This window comes from Thiogranum sp. (assembly GCF_058323355.1).
Genome location: NZ_JBTTIO010000029.1, coordinates 1 through 17,117, shown reverse-complemented (window position 1 = coordinate 17,117; position 17,117 = coordinate 1). Strand labels below are relative to the sequence as shown.

Annotated in this window: 23 protein-coding genes; 4 read left to right on the top strand and 19 right to left on the bottom strand. The window is 58.4% G+C overall.

Annotation, left to right across the window (positions count from 1 at the left end):
• Positions 1–251: hypothetical protein (locus ACW81B_RS04875; RefSeq protein WP_491579094.1), on the top strand; the 251-nt coding region annotated here is incomplete at its 5' end.
• On the opposite strand, the gene ACW81B_RS04870 is transcribed toward ACW81B_RS04875, so the two are convergent.
• From ACW81B_RS04870 to ACW81B_RS04860, 3 genes are read right to left on the bottom strand one after another with little or no spacing between them, the layout of a single operon-like run.
• Complete coding sequence (locus ACW81B_RS04870) at positions 211–477, bottom strand: type II toxin-antitoxin system RelE/ParE family toxin (RefSeq protein WP_491579093.1); 267 nt, start codon at positions 475–477, stop codon at positions 211–213. The genes ACW81B_RS04875 and ACW81B_RS04870 overlap by 41 nt on opposite strands.
• Positions 474–653, bottom strand: a complete 180-nt coding sequence (locus tag ACW81B_RS04865) for a hypothetical protein (protein WP_491579090.1) — start codon at positions 651–653, stop codon at positions 474–476. The genes ACW81B_RS04870 and ACW81B_RS04865 overlap by 4 nt, the downstream gene beginning before the upstream one ends.
• Positions 654–674: 21 nt before the next feature.
• Positions 675–908: a hypothetical protein gene (locus ACW81B_RS04860; RefSeq protein WP_491579089.1), complete on the bottom strand. Its 234-nt coding sequence runs from the start codon at positions 906–908 to the stop codon at positions 675–677.
• A gap of 193 nt (positions 909–1,101) precedes the next feature.
• On the opposite strand from ACW81B_RS04860, the gene ACW81B_RS04855 reads away from it, so the two are divergent.
• Positions 1,102–1,830, top strand: coding sequence for a hypothetical protein (locus tag ACW81B_RS04855; protein WP_491579088.1), 729 nt, complete (start codon positions 1,102–1,104; stop codon positions 1,828–1,830).
• Here ACW81B_RS04855 and rpoS read toward each other — a convergent pair.
• The 5 genes from rpoS to surE all read right to left on the bottom strand — a co-directional run bounded on the left by rpoS (position 1,769) and on the right by surE (position 5,626).
• Positions 1,769–2,740, bottom strand: a complete 972-nt coding sequence (gene rpoS / locus ACW81B_RS04850) for an RNA polymerase sigma factor RpoS (protein ID WP_491579087.1) — start codon at positions 2,738–2,740, stop codon at positions 1,769–1,771. The genes ACW81B_RS04855 and rpoS overlap by 62 nt on opposite strands.
• 72 nt (positions 2,741–2,812) lie before the next feature.
• Entirely contained in the window at positions 2,813–3,631 is an 819-nt protein-coding gene (locus ACW81B_RS04845; RefSeq protein WP_491579086.1) for a peptidoglycan DD-metalloendopeptidase family protein, read from the bottom strand.
• 2 nt (positions 3,632–3,633) lie between these two features.
• Entirely contained in the window at positions 3,634–4,215 is a 582-nt protein-coding gene (locus ACW81B_RS04840; protein ID WP_491579085.1) for a YqaA family protein, read from the bottom strand.
• On the bottom strand, positions 4,215–4,844 hold the full coding sequence (locus ACW81B_RS04835) for a protein-L-isoaspartate(D-aspartate) O-methyltransferase (protein ID WP_491579092.1): 630 nt from the start codon (positions 4,842–4,844) through the stop codon (positions 4,215–4,217). The genes ACW81B_RS04840 and ACW81B_RS04835 overlap by 1 nt, the downstream gene beginning before the upstream one ends.
• Before the next feature lie 23 nt (positions 4,845–4,867).
• Positions 4,868–5,626, bottom strand: a complete 759-nt coding sequence (gene surE, locus ACW81B_RS04830) for a 5'/3'-nucleotidase SurE (RefSeq protein WP_491579084.1) — start codon at positions 5,624–5,626, stop codon at positions 4,868–4,870.
• 74 nt (positions 5,627–5,700) lie between these two features.
• On the opposite strand from surE, the gene ACW81B_RS04825 reads away from it, so the two are divergent.
• Positions 5,701–6,234 (top strand): Smr/MutS family protein, encoded by a 534-nt coding sequence (locus ACW81B_RS04825; protein ID WP_491579083.1) that lies wholly within the window; start codon positions 5,701–5,703, stop codon positions 6,232–6,234.
• A 100-nt stretch (positions 6,235–6,334) separates the two neighbouring features.
• On the top strand, positions 6,335–7,057 hold the full coding sequence (locus ACW81B_RS04820) for a transposase (RefSeq protein WP_491579082.1): 723 nt from the start codon (positions 6,335–6,337) through the stop codon (positions 7,055–7,057).
• Here the strand turns inward: ACW81B_RS04820 and ACW81B_RS04815 are convergent.
• The 11 genes from ACW81B_RS04815 to ACW81B_RS04765 all read right to left on the bottom strand — a co-directional run.
• On the bottom strand, positions 7,044–7,745 hold the full coding sequence (locus tag ACW81B_RS04815; protein ID WP_491579081.1) for a YggS family pyridoxal phosphate-dependent enzyme: 702 nt from the start codon (positions 7,743–7,745) through the stop codon (positions 7,044–7,046). The two genes, ACW81B_RS04820 and ACW81B_RS04815, sit on opposite strands and share 14 nt — an antisense overlap.
• Positions 7,720–8,820 (bottom strand): tRNA pseudouridine(13) synthase TruD, encoded by a 1,101-nt coding sequence (truD, locus tag ACW81B_RS04810; protein WP_491579080.1) that lies wholly within the window; start codon positions 8,818–8,820, stop codon positions 7,720–7,722. The genes ACW81B_RS04815 and truD overlap by 26 nt, the downstream gene beginning before the upstream one ends.
• Complete coding sequence (gene ispF / locus ACW81B_RS04805) at positions 8,813–9,283, bottom strand: 2-C-methyl-D-erythritol 2,4-cyclodiphosphate synthase (protein WP_491579079.1); 471 nt, start codon at positions 9,281–9,283, stop codon at positions 8,813–8,815. The genes truD and ispF overlap by 8 nt, the downstream gene beginning before the upstream one ends.
• Complete coding sequence (gene ispD / locus ACW81B_RS04800; RefSeq protein WP_491579091.1) at positions 9,280–9,987, bottom strand: 2-C-methyl-D-erythritol 4-phosphate cytidylyltransferase; 708 nt, start codon at positions 9,985–9,987, stop codon at positions 9,280–9,282. The genes ispF and ispD overlap by 4 nt, the downstream gene beginning before the upstream one ends.
• A complete protein-coding gene (gene ftsB / locus ACW81B_RS04795; protein ID WP_491579078.1) occupies positions 9,980–10,312 on the bottom strand; it encodes a cell division protein FtsB in 333 nt (110 codons plus the stop codon). The genes ispD and ftsB overlap by 8 nt, the downstream gene beginning before the upstream one ends.
• A gap of 21 nt (positions 10,313–10,333) precedes the next feature.
• Positions 10,334–11,620, bottom strand: coding sequence for a phosphopyruvate hydratase (eno, locus tag ACW81B_RS04790; RefSeq protein WP_491579077.1), 1,287 nt, complete (start codon positions 11,618–11,620; stop codon positions 10,334–10,336).
• Positions 11,621–11,796: 176 nt separating this feature from the next.
• Positions 11,797–12,633 carry a 3-deoxy-8-phosphooctulonate synthase gene (gene kdsA, locus ACW81B_RS04785; RefSeq protein ID WP_491579076.1) on the bottom strand — a complete coding sequence of 279 codons (837 nt, stop codon included), beginning with the start codon at positions 12,631–12,633 and terminating at the stop codon, positions 11,797–11,799.
• 28 nt (positions 12,634–12,661) lie between these two features.
• A complete protein-coding gene (pyrG, locus tag ACW81B_RS04780; RefSeq protein ID WP_491579075.1) occupies positions 12,662–14,332 on the bottom strand; it encodes a CTP synthase in 1,671 nt (556 codons plus the stop codon).
• A gap of 93 nt (positions 14,333–14,425) precedes the next feature.
• The gene (gene tilS / locus ACW81B_RS04775; RefSeq protein WP_491579074.1) at positions 14,426–15,748 is read right to left on the bottom strand and encodes a tRNA lysidine(34) synthetase TilS; all 1,323 of its coding nucleotides are present in this window, start codon (positions 15,746–15,748) and stop codon (positions 14,426–14,428) included.
• On the bottom strand, positions 15,735–16,694 hold the full coding sequence (accA, locus tag ACW81B_RS04770; RefSeq protein WP_491579073.1) for an acetyl-CoA carboxylase carboxyl transferase subunit alpha: 960 nt from the start codon (positions 16,692–16,694) through the stop codon (positions 15,735–15,737). The genes tilS and accA overlap by 14 nt, the downstream gene beginning before the upstream one ends.
• Positions 16,695–16,870: 176 nt before the next feature.
• The coding region (locus ACW81B_RS04765; protein ID WP_491579072.1) for a hypothetical protein at positions 16,871–17,117 on the bottom strand (247 nt) is incomplete at its 5' end.

The following is a 17,117-nucleotide window of genomic DNA, read 5'->3' as shown; positions in this document are numbered from 1 at the left end:
GCGAGTCCTTCAGGCGTGTCATTAGAGCAGGTGAATCGGATATTATTAGCTACACATTCACAATACCATCCTGGGCCAAATCACCACTTACCGTGTCCGCCACATTGAAATACCGAAAACTTAACGAGCGTTATGCCAGGTGGGCGCTTAAAGACCAATACATCAAGATCCCCGTAATTGATATGGCCTGGGATAGTTTATCCATTCCCATCAAGATACGAAAAGAAGTCGAGGCGGATATAAGAGATTAGTTGGCATGTGTCTCCTGCGACCAACCGTGCGCCACACGCCTTGTTTACTCACTTCCTCCGTATCCAGCTTTGACCACGTCACCTTGCCGATGCGCGGCAGCTCGTTGAGGACATCGGTCTTCGCCACCATGTCCTGGGTGACCTGCTTGGCGTAGTGCGTGGAGTCGTGGGCGATCAGATCATGGATGGCTCGGAGGTCGGCCCTGGCCGGGTCCGACCAGATCACCACGTCTCGATCTCTCGCTTCAAGTCTTCGCTGGTAGTGGTCTGGCCCTGTTCGACGGCCTGCTGGCCCTTGCGGATTTTATCCAGCACATAGAGCCGGTACATGATCTCGTCCATGTCGGCGTCATCGGGCAATTTACCGATGGTCTCCAGTGCATCCTGTTTAGCCGCTTGCATGGGTGGCCTCCTGAAATCGCGTTAGGCGTTAACGGCCTGATCGTCCAGGGACGTCAGGGTGGTCTGTATCTGCTGTTTGGCGATCATGGCATCGATCAGGGTAATGACAGCCTCCTGGTCACCGGGGTCAAAGCCTTCCACGGCCTTGAAGCGATTAAACAGCCGGCTATTGCCGAGTGGCGTCTCTTTGGCGGGGTTGCCTGTGAGCAGGTAGCCCACACAAGTGCCGAGGGCGTCGGCCAATTTAATCAGCATCTCGGCGGGCGGCAGATTAAGTCCGCTCTCGTACTTCTTGAGTTGCTGGATTAGTATAAGAATAGCTCCCGACAAGAGTCAAGTTAACCCTATGACAGAATACAGGAGAAGACGCCATAACCTGCATAAGCAAGGTGCGGTGCATTGATCACAAGATCAGGTAATATTAAACCTGTACACCAGCACAGACATTATGACTCGACTATTTTCAATACTGATCTTCCTGACGATTATCCTCGTCGCCATGTTTTCACTGAAACCCTCTGGTGAACGCTCGACTGAAAACGTCAAGGGCCTGCCGTGGCAGATAGACGTACTGGCAGACGGCCGCTCTGTCGTTTTTGGCGTCACTCTGGGCGAAGACACGCTCGGCGATGCGCATGCGCAGCTCGGCGACGATATGACACTTGCCATTATCGTTGCACCCGGCCAGGACACTGGCGGGCTGGAAATGTTCTACAGCCACTTCAAGGCAGGGGTTTTCTCGGGCAAGCTGGTGCTCGCGGCTGACCTGGCACCCGAGGTGCTGGAACAACTGGTGAAGCGTGCCATCAAGTCCGGATATATGGACAGCGGCGCACGTAAATTCACCCTGCACCCCGATGACCTGCCCATCGCTTACCAGGCGCCGCTGGCAAGCATGACCTTTATTCCCACCGTAAACATCGATGCAGCATCAGCCATCAAACGTTTCGGTCCTGCCAGTGAGTCAATCCGCGTTGACGACGAGGTAACCCGCCTGCTCTACCCGGACAAGGGACTGGAACTCATCATTAACGAGAAGGGGAAAGAAGTCTTGCAGTATGTCGCGCCACACGATTTTGATCGCCTGATCCGGCACTCACAAGGGCAAGGCAATATCAACCAAACAATGCGTCCGAAGAAAACCCTTCACTCTCCAGGATCTCCCGCAACCGTTTGAGCGCATCCATCTGGATCTGCCTCACTCTTTCCCGGGTCACACCAATTTCGTTACCGACTTCTTCCAGCGTGGAGATCTTGTAGCCGTGTAATCCAAAACGCCGCTCCACCACTTCGCGCTGTTTGTCAGACAACTGTGCGATCCAGGTTTCCAGGTTGGCGAGCACATCTTCGTCCTGCAGTAGTTCAGACGGATCGGTGTTGCTCTCATCGGGGATGGAATCGATCAGTGTCTTGCCGGACTCGGAGTCCTTGCTGATCGGCACGTCGACCGAGGTGACGCGTTCGTTGAGTTTGAGCAGCCGCTTGACGTCTTTCATGGGCTTGTCGAGCAGCTCTGCAATCTCCTCGGCATTGGGTTCGTGATCCAGTGACTGCGCCAGGCGACGTGCTGCGTGCAGGTAGCTGTTGAGTTCCTTGACCACGTGGATCGGCAGGCGGATGGTGCGTGTCTGGTTCATGATGCCGCGCTCGATGGTCTGGCGTATCCACCAGGTGGCGTAGGTCGAGAAACGGAAGCCGCGTTCCGGGTCGAACTTTTCAACCGCGCGAATCAGTCCCAGGTTGCCTTCCTCGATCAGGTCAAGGAACGCCAGTCCGCGATTGATGTAACGGCGGGCGATTTTCACCACCAGCCGCAGGTTGCTTTCGATCATGCGCCGGCGGCCGCTTTCGTCGCCCTTTTGCGCCAGGCGAGCGTAGTAAACCTCTTCTTCGGCGGTCAGTAACGGAGAGAAGCCGATTTCATTGAGGTACATCCGGGTCGCGTCAAAGTGTGCGTCGGTTTCCGGCGGTTCCTTCAGGCGGGTTTTCGCTGTTTCTAGCGCTGCTTCGGCAAAATCCAGCGCGCTGTCTGCCACGCTGTCTGCCGATGCCTTCTTGCTGGTCGTTTTCTGGCGTTTTCTGGCCATTCATTAACCTCGGCGTTTTCTTGTAACCATCCATCTGCCAACCCGCGTGATGTGAGGCGGTTCTGGCAGCTTTTATTTTCGCCTGGGCAAATACCGGAGCGGATCAACTGGCCTGCCCTTCTTCCGTATTTCAAAGTGCAATTCGGTACGATCGGTGGCGCTGCTGCCCATCCGGGCGATCAGTTCACCTTTCCTTACCCATTGCCCTTCCCTGGCAATCAACTTCCGGTTGTGCGCGTAAGCACTGAGAAAGTCCTTGTTATGCTTGATGATAATAAGCCTACCGTAACCACTAAGTCCACTCCCGGCATACACCACCTTGCCGGCGGCGGCGGCGCGCACCGGGCTGCCCGGTTTACCCGCGATGTTGATGCCTTTTTTCCCTGCCGAGTGTGGATCGAAGCGGCGGATGAGCTTGCCGCTGGCAGGCCAGGTCCAGTCTGGCGGACCTTTACCGGCAACCGCACCACCTTTGCCCGCCGTGTTTGCCACGGCTGGCTTTGCGGACCGTGCAGTGGCCACCTTGGGCTGTGATGGCCGAACAGTAGACGCTATGGCGGGTTTTGGCCGCGAGGGTGCGCTCACCTTGGGCTGGCTGGGAGGCGGCTTGCGCACGACTGGAGCGGCCTTTCGCCGCGGAGGTGCCGTCAGGCGGATTTTTTGTCCACGATAGATGGTGTAAGGCTTGCGTATGCCGTTCCAGGCAGCCAGTTGTTCAACGGTCTTGCCATACAGGAAGGCAATCGAGTACAGGGTATCGCCTTGCCCCACGGTATGGGTCGCAGGAATGCGTGCCGGCTGATGGCTGCGGTCACCGACCGGGGCATGCACCGGGCCATAAGAGCAGGCCGGCAGCAGGCAGCACAACAACAGCCACACCCGCCTGTGCATCGCTATTCCCTGAGCAGCCACCAGGCCACAACACCCAGTGCCACCAGTGACCAGCCGATCCATTCGACGTAATAGCGGATGCGCGTCTCCATGGCTGAACCGCCCCAGGCCAGCAAACCGGCCACCAGGAAAAAGCGCCCGCCCCGCCCGACCGCCGAGGCCAGCACGAAAGGAATGAAACTCATGGACAGGGCGCCGGCAGAGATGGTAAATACCTTGTAGGGGATCGGGGAGAAACCGGCGATCAGCACCGCCCAGAAACCCCAGTCGCGGAACCAGCTTGAGGCAATCCCGTAAGCTTCTTCCCAGCGACCGCCTTCGCCAATCAATGGCTGCACCCATTCCAGCGCAAAGTGTCCGATAGCATAACCCGCCATTCCCCCGGCCACGGACATCAAGGTTGTCAGTGTGGCGTAGTGCATGGCGCGATCCGGCCTCGCCAGTGTCATGGGCATCAGCATGACATCCGGGGGGATCGGGAAGAACGAGGACTCGGCAAAGCTCAGTGCCCCAAGGTACTGCGGCGCCCGGCGATGACGGGACCAGCTCAATGTCATGTCGTACAGGCGCGTAAACGGTTTCACTAGCCCGCGCCTCCCAGCAGCGGTACGAATACCACCGGCTCGAAATCCTCACGCTCATAGACTGTCGGGGTGCGGGTCACGCTGATCAGCACCTGCCGGTCACGACCACCCAGCGGCATGATCAATCGGCCCCCCACCCGCAGCTGTTCCAGCAGGGCTTCGGGGATATCCGCAGCGCCGGCGGTCACGATAATGGCGTCAAACGGCCCGAACTGTGGCCAGCCCCAACTGCCGTCGCTGTGCTGAACGCGGATATTACGCAGGCCAATCTGACGAAAGCGCTGTCGCGCCTGGGATGCCAGCGGTTCGATGCGCTCCGTGGAATACACCTTGTCCACCAGCCCGGCGAGAATGGCGGCCTGGTAACCGGAACCGGTCCCGACTTCGAGCACCACCTTTGGCTCAACCTCGAGCAGCAACTCCGTCATGCGCGCCACGATGTAGGGCTGGGAGATGGTCTGGCCGTGACCGATCGGCAGCGCGGTGTCTTCATAGGCACGTGACGCCAGCGCCTCGTCGATAAACAGGTGGCGCGGTGTAGAAGCAATGGCTTCCAGCACCCGGTTATTGCCTATGCCCTCTTCACGCAGACGCGCCACCAGCCGGTCGCGCGTGCGCTGCGAGGTCATGCCAATACCCTGACTGAGTGACTTCAAGGCCGCTCCAGCTCGCTGCCAAGGCAGCGTTCCACCTGGTTGAGTACATCGTGCCGGGTCAGGTCAACATGGATAGGCGTTACCGACACATAGCCGTTACGCACGGCGTAAAAATCCGTACCTTGCCCGGCATCCTGCTCGCTACCGGCCGGCCCCACCCAGTAAATAGGCCGGCCGCGTGGATCGGTTTCCCGGATCACCGGCTCGGAACGGTGCCGATTACCCAGCCGGGTGGTCTGCCAGCCCTTGAGCTGTTCGAAGGGAATATCCGGTACATTGACGTTGAGTATCGTCTCCGCCGGCACCGGCTCGCACTCCAGACGTTTGAGCAGCGCCAGCACCACCTGCGCCGCTGTCTCGAAATGCTGTGGCTGGAACGAAACGCAGGACACCGCAATAGCCGGTAACCCGAGAAAACGCCCTTCCATGGCCGCCGCCACCGTGCCGGAATAAATCACATCGTCCCCCAGGTTGGCACCGGCGTTGATCCCCGATACGACCATATCCGGTTCGTGGTCGAGCAGTCCGGTAATGGCGAGGTGTACGCAGTCCGTAGGCGTTCCCTCGACACAGGTATAACCATTCCCGGCCTGGCGGGCGCGCAGCGGGCTGTCGAGGGTGAGTGAATTACTGGCGCCGCTGCGGTCACGTTCCGGTGCCACCACCGTCACTTCGGCCACTGCCTTCAGGGCTTCGGCCAGGCAACGCAGGCCCGGCGCGCGATAGCCGTCGTCATTGGAAATCAAAATTCGCATCTGCCGCCAATGATACCCGACTCTGCCGCGCACGCCCATTACCCCTTGCAGAAAAACGGTTACAATCCGGACACATGGCTAAACCTGATCCCGACGATATCAAGCTGTTCCGCGACAGCGTGGGCAACGTGAAACCGGTCAGTAATGACCGTGTTGCCCCCGTGCGCCGCCATATTGCCCCGCGCCCGGTTTTTCGGGAACGCGATGAAACCGAGGTGCTGCGCGACATGCTGTCGGATCTCTTCGACCCGGCGGAAATGGAAAACGGCGACGAACTTCTCTACATCCGGCCGGGTCTGCAACAACGCACGGTACGCAAACTGCGGCGCGGCAAGCTGTCACTCGAAGCCGAACTGGACCTGCATGGCATGACAGTACCCGTTGCACGCACCGCCGTAGCCGGCTTTCTGCGTGAATGCCAGCACCGGCACGTCCAGTGCGCACGCATCATCCACGGCAAGGGACTGGGATCACGCCACCGCGCACCGGTACTGAAACAGAAAGTTGGCGGCTGGCTGCGCCAGCGCGACGAGGTACTCGCCTATTGTTCCGCCCGTCACTACGACGGTGGAACAGGCGCGCTCTACGTCCTCCTCAAACGCAAGTAATTTTCAATGGGGTCAGACTCGATTGATTTTTATCTATCTGTCAACATAAGCTTTCGCACGGAATATAAAAAACCATCCGGCCGTACAAGGAGGTACACCGATGGCCAGACAACGGCGCTTTTGCCTGCCGGGTCAACCCCAGCACATAATCCAGCGGGGCAACAACCGGGATATCACGTTTGTCGACAAGCAGGATTACCACTTCTACCTGGAGTCGCTGGCAGATGCGAGTCAGAAACACGATTGCACCATTCATGCTTATGTGTGCATGACCAATCACGTTCATCTCCTGATTACACCACTTACTGAGTGCGCTATCAGTCATACAATGCAGTCACTCGGTCGCAGGTATGTCCAGTACTTCAATCATCGTTATCAGCGCACCGGAACCTTATGGGAGGGTCGTTTCAAAGCTACGCTGATTGAGACAGAACGTTACTTTCTGGCGTGTCATCGATACATTGAACAGAACCCCGTTCGCGCTGGTATGGTGTCAAATCCTGCACTGTATCGGTGGTCCAGTTTCCATCATAACGGTCTTGGTAAGTTGGACCCGATTTTGACAGAGCACCCGCTCTATCAAAACCTTGCCCCGAACAGGACAGAACGCCTGGCCAGATACCGGGCTCTTTTTGACACACCCATCTCCGAGACCACACTATCTGAAATACGCGATGCAACAAACAAGGCCTGGGTATTGGGAAATGATCGATTTCGGGAGCAGATGGAAGAAATGCTGGAACGCCAGGCCGCACCCAGACCGCGTGGTGGCGACCGTAAATCTGTGCAATACAGGAAGAATAGCCAGATCAATCGAGTCTGACCCCATTGAAATTGAACAATGCGCTGCCAACCCGCACCAGGGTTGCGCCTTCTTCAATCGCCAGGACATAGTCTTCGCTCATGCCCATAGACAGTTCGGAGAAATTATTTCCAAAGCGGCTTCTGCAGGTTTCAAGCAACTCACGCAAACGGGAAAAACTGCGTCGCGTTTCTGCTTCAGAAACATCGCGGTAGCCAATCGTCATCAGGCCACGCAACTGGACGGACTGAAGTTGTTCTTCAAGCACTGTGTCGATGAGTGGAAACAGCGCATCTTCTGCGATACCGTGTTTGGCCGGGTCGCCCGACACGTTGACCTGTAACAACAGGTTAACGCTTCGCCCCGCCTCACTGGCCGAGACTGCAATCCTGCGCGCCAGCTTTACACTGTCGACGGTATGCACCCAGTTGAAATTTCCACCAACATGGCGGGACTTGTTGGATTGAAGGTGGCCGATAAAATGCCATTCTACCGATGGGTCTCCAGACTGAGCGATCTTGTCGACCGCTTCCTGCATCTGGTTTTCACCGAAGTCTTTCTGGCCAAGAGATATCAATTCTTTTATCGCTGACACCGGTTGTCGTTTGGATACCGCAACAAGCCGCACTTCATCGGCACGACGACCGGCACGTTGTGCCGCCTCGGCAATGTGTTGTCGGACTTCAGTCAGGCTGTCGCGCAGGTTCATCGGGTGTTTTCACATCAAACAGTTCGTACAACAGACTGGTCGCATAGCTACCGGACGGAAGACTGAAAGCAAGCATCCACTGGTCATCTGTTTCCTGTGTGCAGGACAGGTTGCCCGGCATGACACGCAGCGCACGGCGCGCGTGCTTCATGCGGAATGCGTCCAGCCCATCGATCCAGTCACGGTACGGCGCCAGCACCGTTTGCTCAAGTTCGGCCGCCTCACCTGTCACCATTGCATCGCCACTGCCGCACAACGGGCCGGTGGGATGGATATCACCTGTTTCGCAACGCGATATGATTTCTGCATCAATGGCCTCGGCAGGGAATACCGCTGATTTCCCCTCCAGCTGAAACGCATCGCCCGCTAACGGCTGGTTCCAGTTTCCCGCCTCGATGCGCGCAGCGAGTACATGGTTAAACAGGGCCGAACGCACAGCGGACAACCAGATACTGCGTTTGTTGCGCGAGACACGCGCCCCGGGGCGCCCTCTCGACCGCTTTGCGGTCTCACCTTGTGCTTTCGGTCGCGCCAGCAACCGCTCCGCCTGGCGCAGGTTATCGCCATTGTGGCCAAAACGTTGTGGCCCGAAACTGTTGGGGACGCCCTGCTTCAACTGTTGAATGCGCGCTTCAATCTGTTCGGGGCTGGCATCAACACCCCGAACACGGAGCTGGAAGCGATTGCCGCGTAACGCGCCGGTCTTTAATTTACGGCTGTGGCGGCTGGCCTGCAGCACCTCGAAATCCTCATTGTTGAACGCCTGCCAGTCCGGCGCTTCGCGCCCCGGCAATTGTACCGAGAACCATTGTTCAGTCACCGCATTGCGATCTTTCATGCCCGCGTAGCTCACAGCGTTTGCTGCCACACCGGCGAACGCCGCCAGTTGTTTTGCCACCCAGTTCGTGTTGCTGTTGCGCTTGCGAATGTGTAACCAGCAATGTTCACCTTCACCGTCCGGTGTGACCAGCGGGATCTCGATGACATGGAAATCTTCAGGCATGGTACGAATGAATCCTGACCCGAGCGAGTCGCCATACGCGCGCGGCAGGGTCAGCGGAATGGATTCATTCATCCAGCAAAACCACGGCGAAAGCGGCGATACCCTCCTCGCGCCCGGTAAAGCCCAGGTGTTCGGTGGTGGTTGCCTTGACGTTAACGCGCGAGGTATCGATATGCAGGTCCTGTGCAATGTTTTCCGACATGCTATCGACAAACGGTGCCAGCTTCGGCGCCTGTGCAACCAGCGTCAGATCGGCATTGGAGACACGCAGTTCAAGGTCATCCAGTTGAGCCATCACCCGACGCAACAACTCACGGCTGTCAATACCGCTGAAGCGGTCATCGTTGTCCGGGAAATGGCGACCAATATCGCCAAGCCCGGCTGCGCCGAGTAATGCATCGCACAACGCGTGCAACAGGACATCCCCGTCGGAATGCGCCTTGAGGCTATGCGTGTGAGGGACATCCACACCGCCCAGCACCAGTCGTCCACCCGACTCGAAAGCATGTACATCAAAACCCTGACCGATTCTCATAAGCGCCCCTGTTGCTTCAGGTACAGTTCTGCCAGCGGCAGATCCTCCGGGCGGGTGATCTTGAGGTTATCGATGTGACCTTCCACCATCTGCGGCCGTTCACCGGCGTGCTCCATGGCAGACGCTTCATCGGTCACTTCAAAGCCGTCGCGCAGGGCGGCTTCCAGCACTTCCCGAAGTCGTCCGAAGCGGAACATCTGCGGTGTCTGTGCATGCCACAGGTCCTGCCTCGGCACAGTGGACTGTACCGCATCATCGGCATTGGTGCGCTTCATGGTGTCGTGCGCCGGCACGCCCAGCAATCCGCCGACAGGGTGTCCGGACAGGGATTCGATCAGCTTGTGAAGATCCATACTGCGCACACAGGGACGCGCGGCATCGTGCACCAGCACCCAGTCATTATCGGCTGCCACACCTGAAAGTGCCTGCAAACCATTCAATACCGAATGACAACGTTCCGTGCCACCCGGCGCACGTATCAGGCATTGTTCGCTGTAGCGCAGGGCAATCGCGTCGATATCGGTGTTTTCCTGGCTGACCAGCACCAGACCGGACAACACGGGGATACCAAACAACGCATCGAGGCTGTGTTCCAGAACGGTCTGCCGACCCAGGCCAAGCAACTGCTTTGGCACTCTGGCATCCATGCGACGGCCACTGCCGGCTGCCGGCACCACCGCCCAGTAGGCCACTGATTCACTCATCATACCCCAGGGCACCCTCTCGACCGCCTTGCGGTCTCACCTTGCCGGCTTTCGGTTCCTCGATAATCTGGTAGAAAGTCTCGTCGTCGCGGGTCATGCCCAGCTCTTCACGGGCGCGTTCCTCGATCGCGTCCAGGCCCTGCTTGAGATCCTGCACCTCGGCTTCCAGTGCCTGGTTACGTTCCCGCAGTTCACGGTTCTCGGCTTTCTGTGTCTCGACCTGCTGGTAGAGATCCCAGACCTCCGCCAGGCTGCCGTCACCCACCCATAATCGGTACTGTAACAGCACCAGCAGAATGACCAGCAGCCAGATCAGCCAGCGCATGTCGGGCCGCGCACGGCGCAATCAGGACGCAAACTGGTTGAAGCCACCGCGACCCGCGTAACTGGCGTCGGAACCCAGCTGCTCCTCGATGCGCATCAGACGGTTGTACTTGGCGACACGATCCGAACGCGACAAGGAGCCGGTCTTGATCTGGGTCGCGCTGCTGCCGACTGCGATATCGGCAATCACCACGTCTTCAGTTTCACCGGACCGGTGTGACACCACAGCGGTAAAACCGGCATTGGCCGCCATTTCGATGGCGGCCAGGGTTTCTGTCAGCGTACCGATCTGGTTGGGTTTGATCAGGATAGAATTACCGATGTGCTCATCAATACCGCGCTGAAGGATGCGGGTATTGGTGACAAAAAGGTCATCGCCGACCAGTTGAATCCTGTCGCCGAGTTTCTCGGTGTGAACTTTCCAGCCGTCCCAGTCACTCTCATCCATACCGTCCTCGATCGACAGGATGGGGTACTGATCGACCCAGCTGGCCAGGAAGTCGGTAAAGCCTTCGGCGTCGAACGATTTGCCTTCCGAATCCAGCTGGTAACGACCGTCCTTGTAAAACTCGGAACTGGCGGCATCGATGCCGAGGAAAATGTCTTCGCCTGCCTTGAAACCCGCCTTCTCAATCGCTTCCAGAATCACTTCAATGGCCGCTTCATTGGACGACAGGTTGGGTGCAAAACCACCTTCATCACCTACCGTGGTGCTCAAACCCTGGCTGCCGAGTACTGACTTGAGCGCATGAAACACTTCCGCGCCATAGCGCACGGCCTCACGGATGCTGTCTGCACCCACCGGCAGGATCATGAATTCCTGCAGGTCCACACTGTTATCGGCGTGCGCGCCACCGTTGATGATATTCATCATCGGTACCGGTAACTGGTAAGGTCCGTCTCCGTTCAGGTGACGATACAGCGGCAGATCATTCGCACGTGCTTCAGCCTGTGCCGCCGCCAGTGACACTGCCAGCAACGCATTGGCGCCCAGCCGGCCCTTGTTATCGGTACCGTCCAGTTCAATCATTTTCTGGTCCAGTGCCACCTGGTCCGCCGCGTCCATCCCGGTCACGGCATTGCGCAACTCACCGTTCACACTGGCGACCGCTTTCAGCACACCCTTGCCCAGATAACGCGAAGGATCGCCGTCGCGCAGTTCGACGGCCTCACGGGAACCGGTTGACGCACCGGACGGCACCGCCGCACGTCCCATCGAACCATCATCCAGCAACACATCCGCCTCAACAGTGGGATTGCCACGCGAGTCCAGGATCTCCCTGCCGCGGACATCGGTAATCTTAGCCATTTCTACTCCAGATACAAAAGGTTATAAAACTTATCTAAAATTAATTCTATGGTCTGTCAGCGCACGCGGCAGCGACATGCAGCGGGGGTTCGTGGCGGGCGCCTTGCGCATGCCTGCGCCGAAGCTCGACGCGAATCACCGCTGTGTGGCGCGGAAACGAATCCACCAATCAAACCCTACAGCAACTCTGTCTCGGCAAACGGCCGCGATTTTACCGTGTCATCGAGTATCTTCAATGTCTCCAGCAAATCCTTCATCTGCCCCAGCGGCCAGGCATTCGGCCCGTCACTCAGCGCTTTGGAAGGATCAGGATGGGTCTCCATGAACACGCCCGATACGCCGGCCGCCATCGCGGCACGCGCCAGCACCGGCACGAACTCACGTTGTCCGCCGGATACGTTGCCCTGCCCGCCCGGCAACTGGACGGAGTGCGTGGCATCGAACACCACTGGCGCGCCGGTGTTACGCATCACCGCCAGCGAACGCATGTCGGACACCAGGTTGTTATACCCGAACGAAACACCGCGCTCGCACACCATGATCTGTTCATTACCGACCGCGCGCGCCTTGTCGACCACGTTCTTCATGTCCCAGGGCGCGAGGAACTGGCCCTTTTTGATGTTCACCGGCTTGCCGGTACGCGCCACGTTCTGGATAAAGTTGGTCTGGCGGCACAGGAACGCCGGCGTCTGCAACACGTCCACCACGCTGGCGACTTCATCCAGCGGCGTGTCCTCGTGCACGTCGGTCAGTACCGGCACACCGATTTCATCTTTTACCTTCTGCAGAATGCGCAGCCCTTCCTCAATGCCCGGGCCACGGAAACTGTCAGCCGATGAACGGTTGGCCTTGTCGAAGGAAGACTTGTAAATAAAGGGTATACCCAGTTCGGCAGTGATCTTTTTCAGTTCGGCGGAAGTGGTCAACGCCAGTTCCTCGCTTTCAATCACGCACGGGCCGGCGATCAGAAAAAAGGGGGCATTCAGCCCCACTTCAAATCCACATAAATTCATTGTTCAGGAACCTTGTCGTCGTTGAATATCAGGCATCCGCGCGAACCAGGTTCGGCTGGTCGGCGGGCATGTCCACGTTACTGTGATGCGCGTTTGCCGCTTCAATAAAACTGGTAAACAGCGGATGACCGTCGCGCGGGGTGGAAGTGAACTCGGGATGGAACTGGCAGGCCAGGAACCAGGGATGGTCGCTGATTTCGATCATTTCCACCAGGCTACCGTCCACGGAGGTTCCGCCGATGGTCAGGCCGGCCTTCTCCAGGGTTTCCCGGTAGTGATTGTTGAACTCGTAGCGATGGCGATGGCGCTCCACAATTTCATCCTTGCCATACACCTTGTGCGCCAGCGTTCCCGGTACCAGTTTGCAGGTCTGGCCACCAAGTCGCATGGTGCCGCCCATGTCGCTGTCTTCGTCACGGCGTTCGATGTTGCCGGCCTCGTCCTGCCACTCGGTAATCAGGCCGATGACCGGGTGCCTGGTGTCCTTGCGGAACTCAGTGCTCTGCGCTTCGGACAGCCCCGCCACGTTACGGGCAAATTCGATGACCGCCACCTGCATACCAAGACAAATCCCGAGATAGGGAATTCCGTGTTCGCGCGCATAACGCACGGCCATGATCTTGCCTTCCACGCCACGCTCGCCAAAACCGCCTGGCACCAGTACGGCATCGGCCTTGCTGAGGACTTCGAGGCCTTTCTGTTCGATCACTTCGGAATCGATGTAGCGTATTTTCACCCGGGTGCGGGTCTGGATACCGGCGTGTATCAGCGCCTCGGACAGGGACTTGTAGGATTCGGTCAGGTTGACGTACTTGCCGACCATGGCCACCGTCACTTCGTGCTGCGGGTGCTCCAGCCGCTCGGCCACATCCTTCCAGTCGGAAAGATCGGCCGCCGGCAGATCGAGCCCCATCAGGTCGACAACCGTGTCGTCGAGGTGCTGCTGGTTGAGCAGCAGCGGAATCTTGTAGATGCTCTCCACATCAACGGCGGAAATCACTGCACGATCGGGCACGTTGGTAAACAGGGCGATCTTGCGGCGTTCGTCGACCGGCAACGGGCGGTCCGAACGGCACAGCAGGATGTCCGGCTGGATACCGATGGAGCGCAGCTCCTTCACCGAGTGCTGGGTCGGTTTGGTCTTGATTTCACCCGATGCCGCGATGTACGGCACCAGTGTCAGGTGCATGAACAGTGCCTTCTGGTGACCCAGCTCGACACCCATCTGGCGAATCGCTTCCAGGAATGGCAGGGACTCGATATCACCGACGGTACCGCCAATTTCAACCATGGCGATGTCGGCGCCTTCGGCACCGGCGCGAATACAGCGCTTGATCTCGTCGGTAATGTGCGGAATGACCTGCACTGTCCCGCCAAGGTAATCGCCACGGCGTTCCTTGCGGATGACCGTCTCGTAGATCTGTCCGGTAGTGAAGTTATTGCGCTTGCCCATGGTCGTACGGATAAAGCGCTCGTAATGGCCCAGATCGAGATCGGTCTCTGCCCCGTCTTCGGTGACGAACACCTCGCCGTGCTGGAACGGGCTCATGGTACCCGGATCCACATTGATATAGGGATCGAGCTTCATCATGGTGACTTTGAGGCCCCGGGCTTCGAGTAATGCGCCAAGGGAAGCGGCAGCGATGCCTTTCCCCAATGAGGAAACCACACCGCCAGTTATGAATATGAATCGGGTCATGAAGCTCCGGAAAATGCAGGAGAAAACAACGTCTGGACGGGAAGCCAGACTACCAGAAACCCCGGGGTGAAACAATCGGAAACAGCAGCTTTGTTACAGCCGCGACCAGCCCAGTGCAAAACCCGTCTGGCCCGCCTGCGCCTCAAAACCCTCACATACCGCAATACCGGGTACGGCCACCAGTGTGTCGCCGGCATATAACAGGGGCAGACGTTCACGCTCCCAGTCCGGCACGCTGTGTTCCTGCAACAGGTTCTTCAACGTGCGGTGGTGGGCAGCGCCCGGCAGGCGCAGTGACTCACCGCCACGGCGGAAACGGACATCAACGCCCTTACACCCATCGGGCAGGTAAAGCCCCTGTCCCGTGACCGGTTTTGCGACCAGCACACCGCCGGCTGTATCCAGCGGCAGGTTTTCCTGCAAATCCCAGTGGATGGACAACGCCGCATCGGGTGCAGGCAAGGCCTGCATCAGGTACAGCTCTCCGCGATAGCGGCGCAGCTGCGCATCACCCCAGGTCACCACAGGCTGTGCATCGTCACGGCTAAACAGCATTTCCGTGCGTATACGTTCCAGCACAGCCTGCGAAGGCATGGCAAAACCCTGCTGGTGAATCCAGAAACGCAACAGGTTGCGCTGCCGGGCAGGTTCCAGTGTTGCCACATCAGACTGTTTCAGACGCTTTCCTTGCGTACTGCGGCAGGCGGAAAGATCCACCTCGGCCAGCGCATCCGCCAGCCGGGCCTGCTCGGACTGGTGCGATGCCGCACGGGCCAGTACCGCGGACAGGCCCGGCCAGCGTTGCTGCAACATCGGCAGCATATCGTGACGCAGCAGGTTACGGTCGTAGCGGGTGTCTGTATTCGACGGGTCTTCGATCCAGTCAAGCTTATGTGCCTGCGCCCAGGCCAGAATGTCGGCGCGCGCCGTCTCCAGGAAAGGCCGCAGCAGCAGGCCACTCCCCAGCGACATGCTGGCCGGCATGGCCGACAGCCCGCGCGGACCCGCGCCACGGAACAGTTGCAGCAACAGGGTTTCTGCCTGGTCGTCACGATGCTGCGCCGTCAACAGCGCCGCGCCTTCGGGTAACCAGTCCGCCAGCACCTGGTAGCGCGCATGCCGCGCAGCCGCCTCCGGACTCTCGCCCGGTGCAGCGCGGCCATCTGTTTGCAAGACATGAAATGGCACATCCAGCCGATGGCAGATGCGTTCGCAATGTGCACGCCATTCACCGGACTGCGCCTGAATACCATGATCCACATGCACCGCCATCAGCGGCGCGCGCAATGCATCCCGCCTTTCAGCCAGCAGCTGCAAAAGAACGTGGGAATCAACACCGCCACTGTAGGCGACAGTGTAGCTTGCGGCATCAGGAAGTGCCGCAACCACTGTATCGAGTGGCTTATTTTTCGACAAACTCACCGTACGACATCAACCGCTGGTAACGCGCGGCGACCAGTTGATCCATCGGCAAACGTGTGAGCTGTTCGATATGTTCAACGAGCCGCGCACGGATACGTTCCGCCATAGCCTCCGGGTCACGGTGGGCACCGCCGAGCGGCTCATCGATCACCTCATCGATCAGTCCCAGTTCCTTGAGACGCGATGAAGTCACACCCATAGCCTCGGCGGCATCGGACGCTTTCTCCGCGCTCTTCCACAGGATGGACGCACAGCCTTCCGGTGAAATCACCGAATAGATGCTGTACTGCAACATCAGCATGCGGTCACCGACGCCAATCGCCAGCGCACCACCCGAACCGCCTTCGCCAATCACCGTGCAGATAATCGGCGTCTTGAGATCGGCCATGACATACAGGTTGCGTGCAATCGCCTCACTCTGACCACGCTCTTCCGCACCGATGCCCGGGTAGGCGCCGGGTGTATCGATCAGTGTCAGCACCGGCAGTTTGAAACGTTCCGCCATTTCCATCAGCCGCTTCGCCTTGCGATAGCCCTCCGGACGCGGCATACCGAAATTACGCCGAATCTTCTCTTTGGTGTCACGCCCCTTCTGATGACCAATCACCATCACCGGCTTGCCATCCAGTCGCGCCACCCCACCGACAACCACCTTGTCGTCGGCATAGGAGCGATCTCCGTGCAGCTCTTCAAAATCAGTAAACACCCGGTTGATGTAATCCAGTGTATAGGGTCGCTGCGGATGGCGCGCCAGCTGCGACACCTGCCAGGCATCGAGACTGGAGAAAATCGATTCCGTCAGCGAGCGGCTCTTGGCCTGCAAGCGGCTGATTTCCTCGTTGATATTGACCTCGGCATCATCACCGACATAGCGCAGCTCCTCGATCTTGGCTTCGAGCTCAGCGATAGGTTGTTCAAAATCAAGGAAGTTCATATTCATGGGAGTTGCGCTTCATCCATCTGCGGGTGTTGGGGCGGATTCTACTGAAAATGGCGGGGGGGTGCCATGCTGGAGTGCAGGCACTGGCTTGTCGGGTCGCTTCGGCTCAACGGTTTGCCCGCTACGCGGGTTCCCTGCGCTTCTCGCAAAACGCGGCGTTCGCCCAAACTCGCGGTTTATGCTGCGCATAAACCACTCAAACAGGGCTCTCTTCTTCCGCGTTTTGCTGCGATGCTCGGCTGCACCGATTCACCGAAACGACCCGACAAGCCAGCGCTTTGAATTTTTGTGGCAGATTCCGGGTGGTGGTAAGGATGCTGCACCGTCATTCCGGTCCAGGCCGGAATCCATCTATCAAGTGGCGGAAATGTAGCACTCTTGTACTTCCGGAATCGACCCTGCTGAGACATTAAATCTACCTCC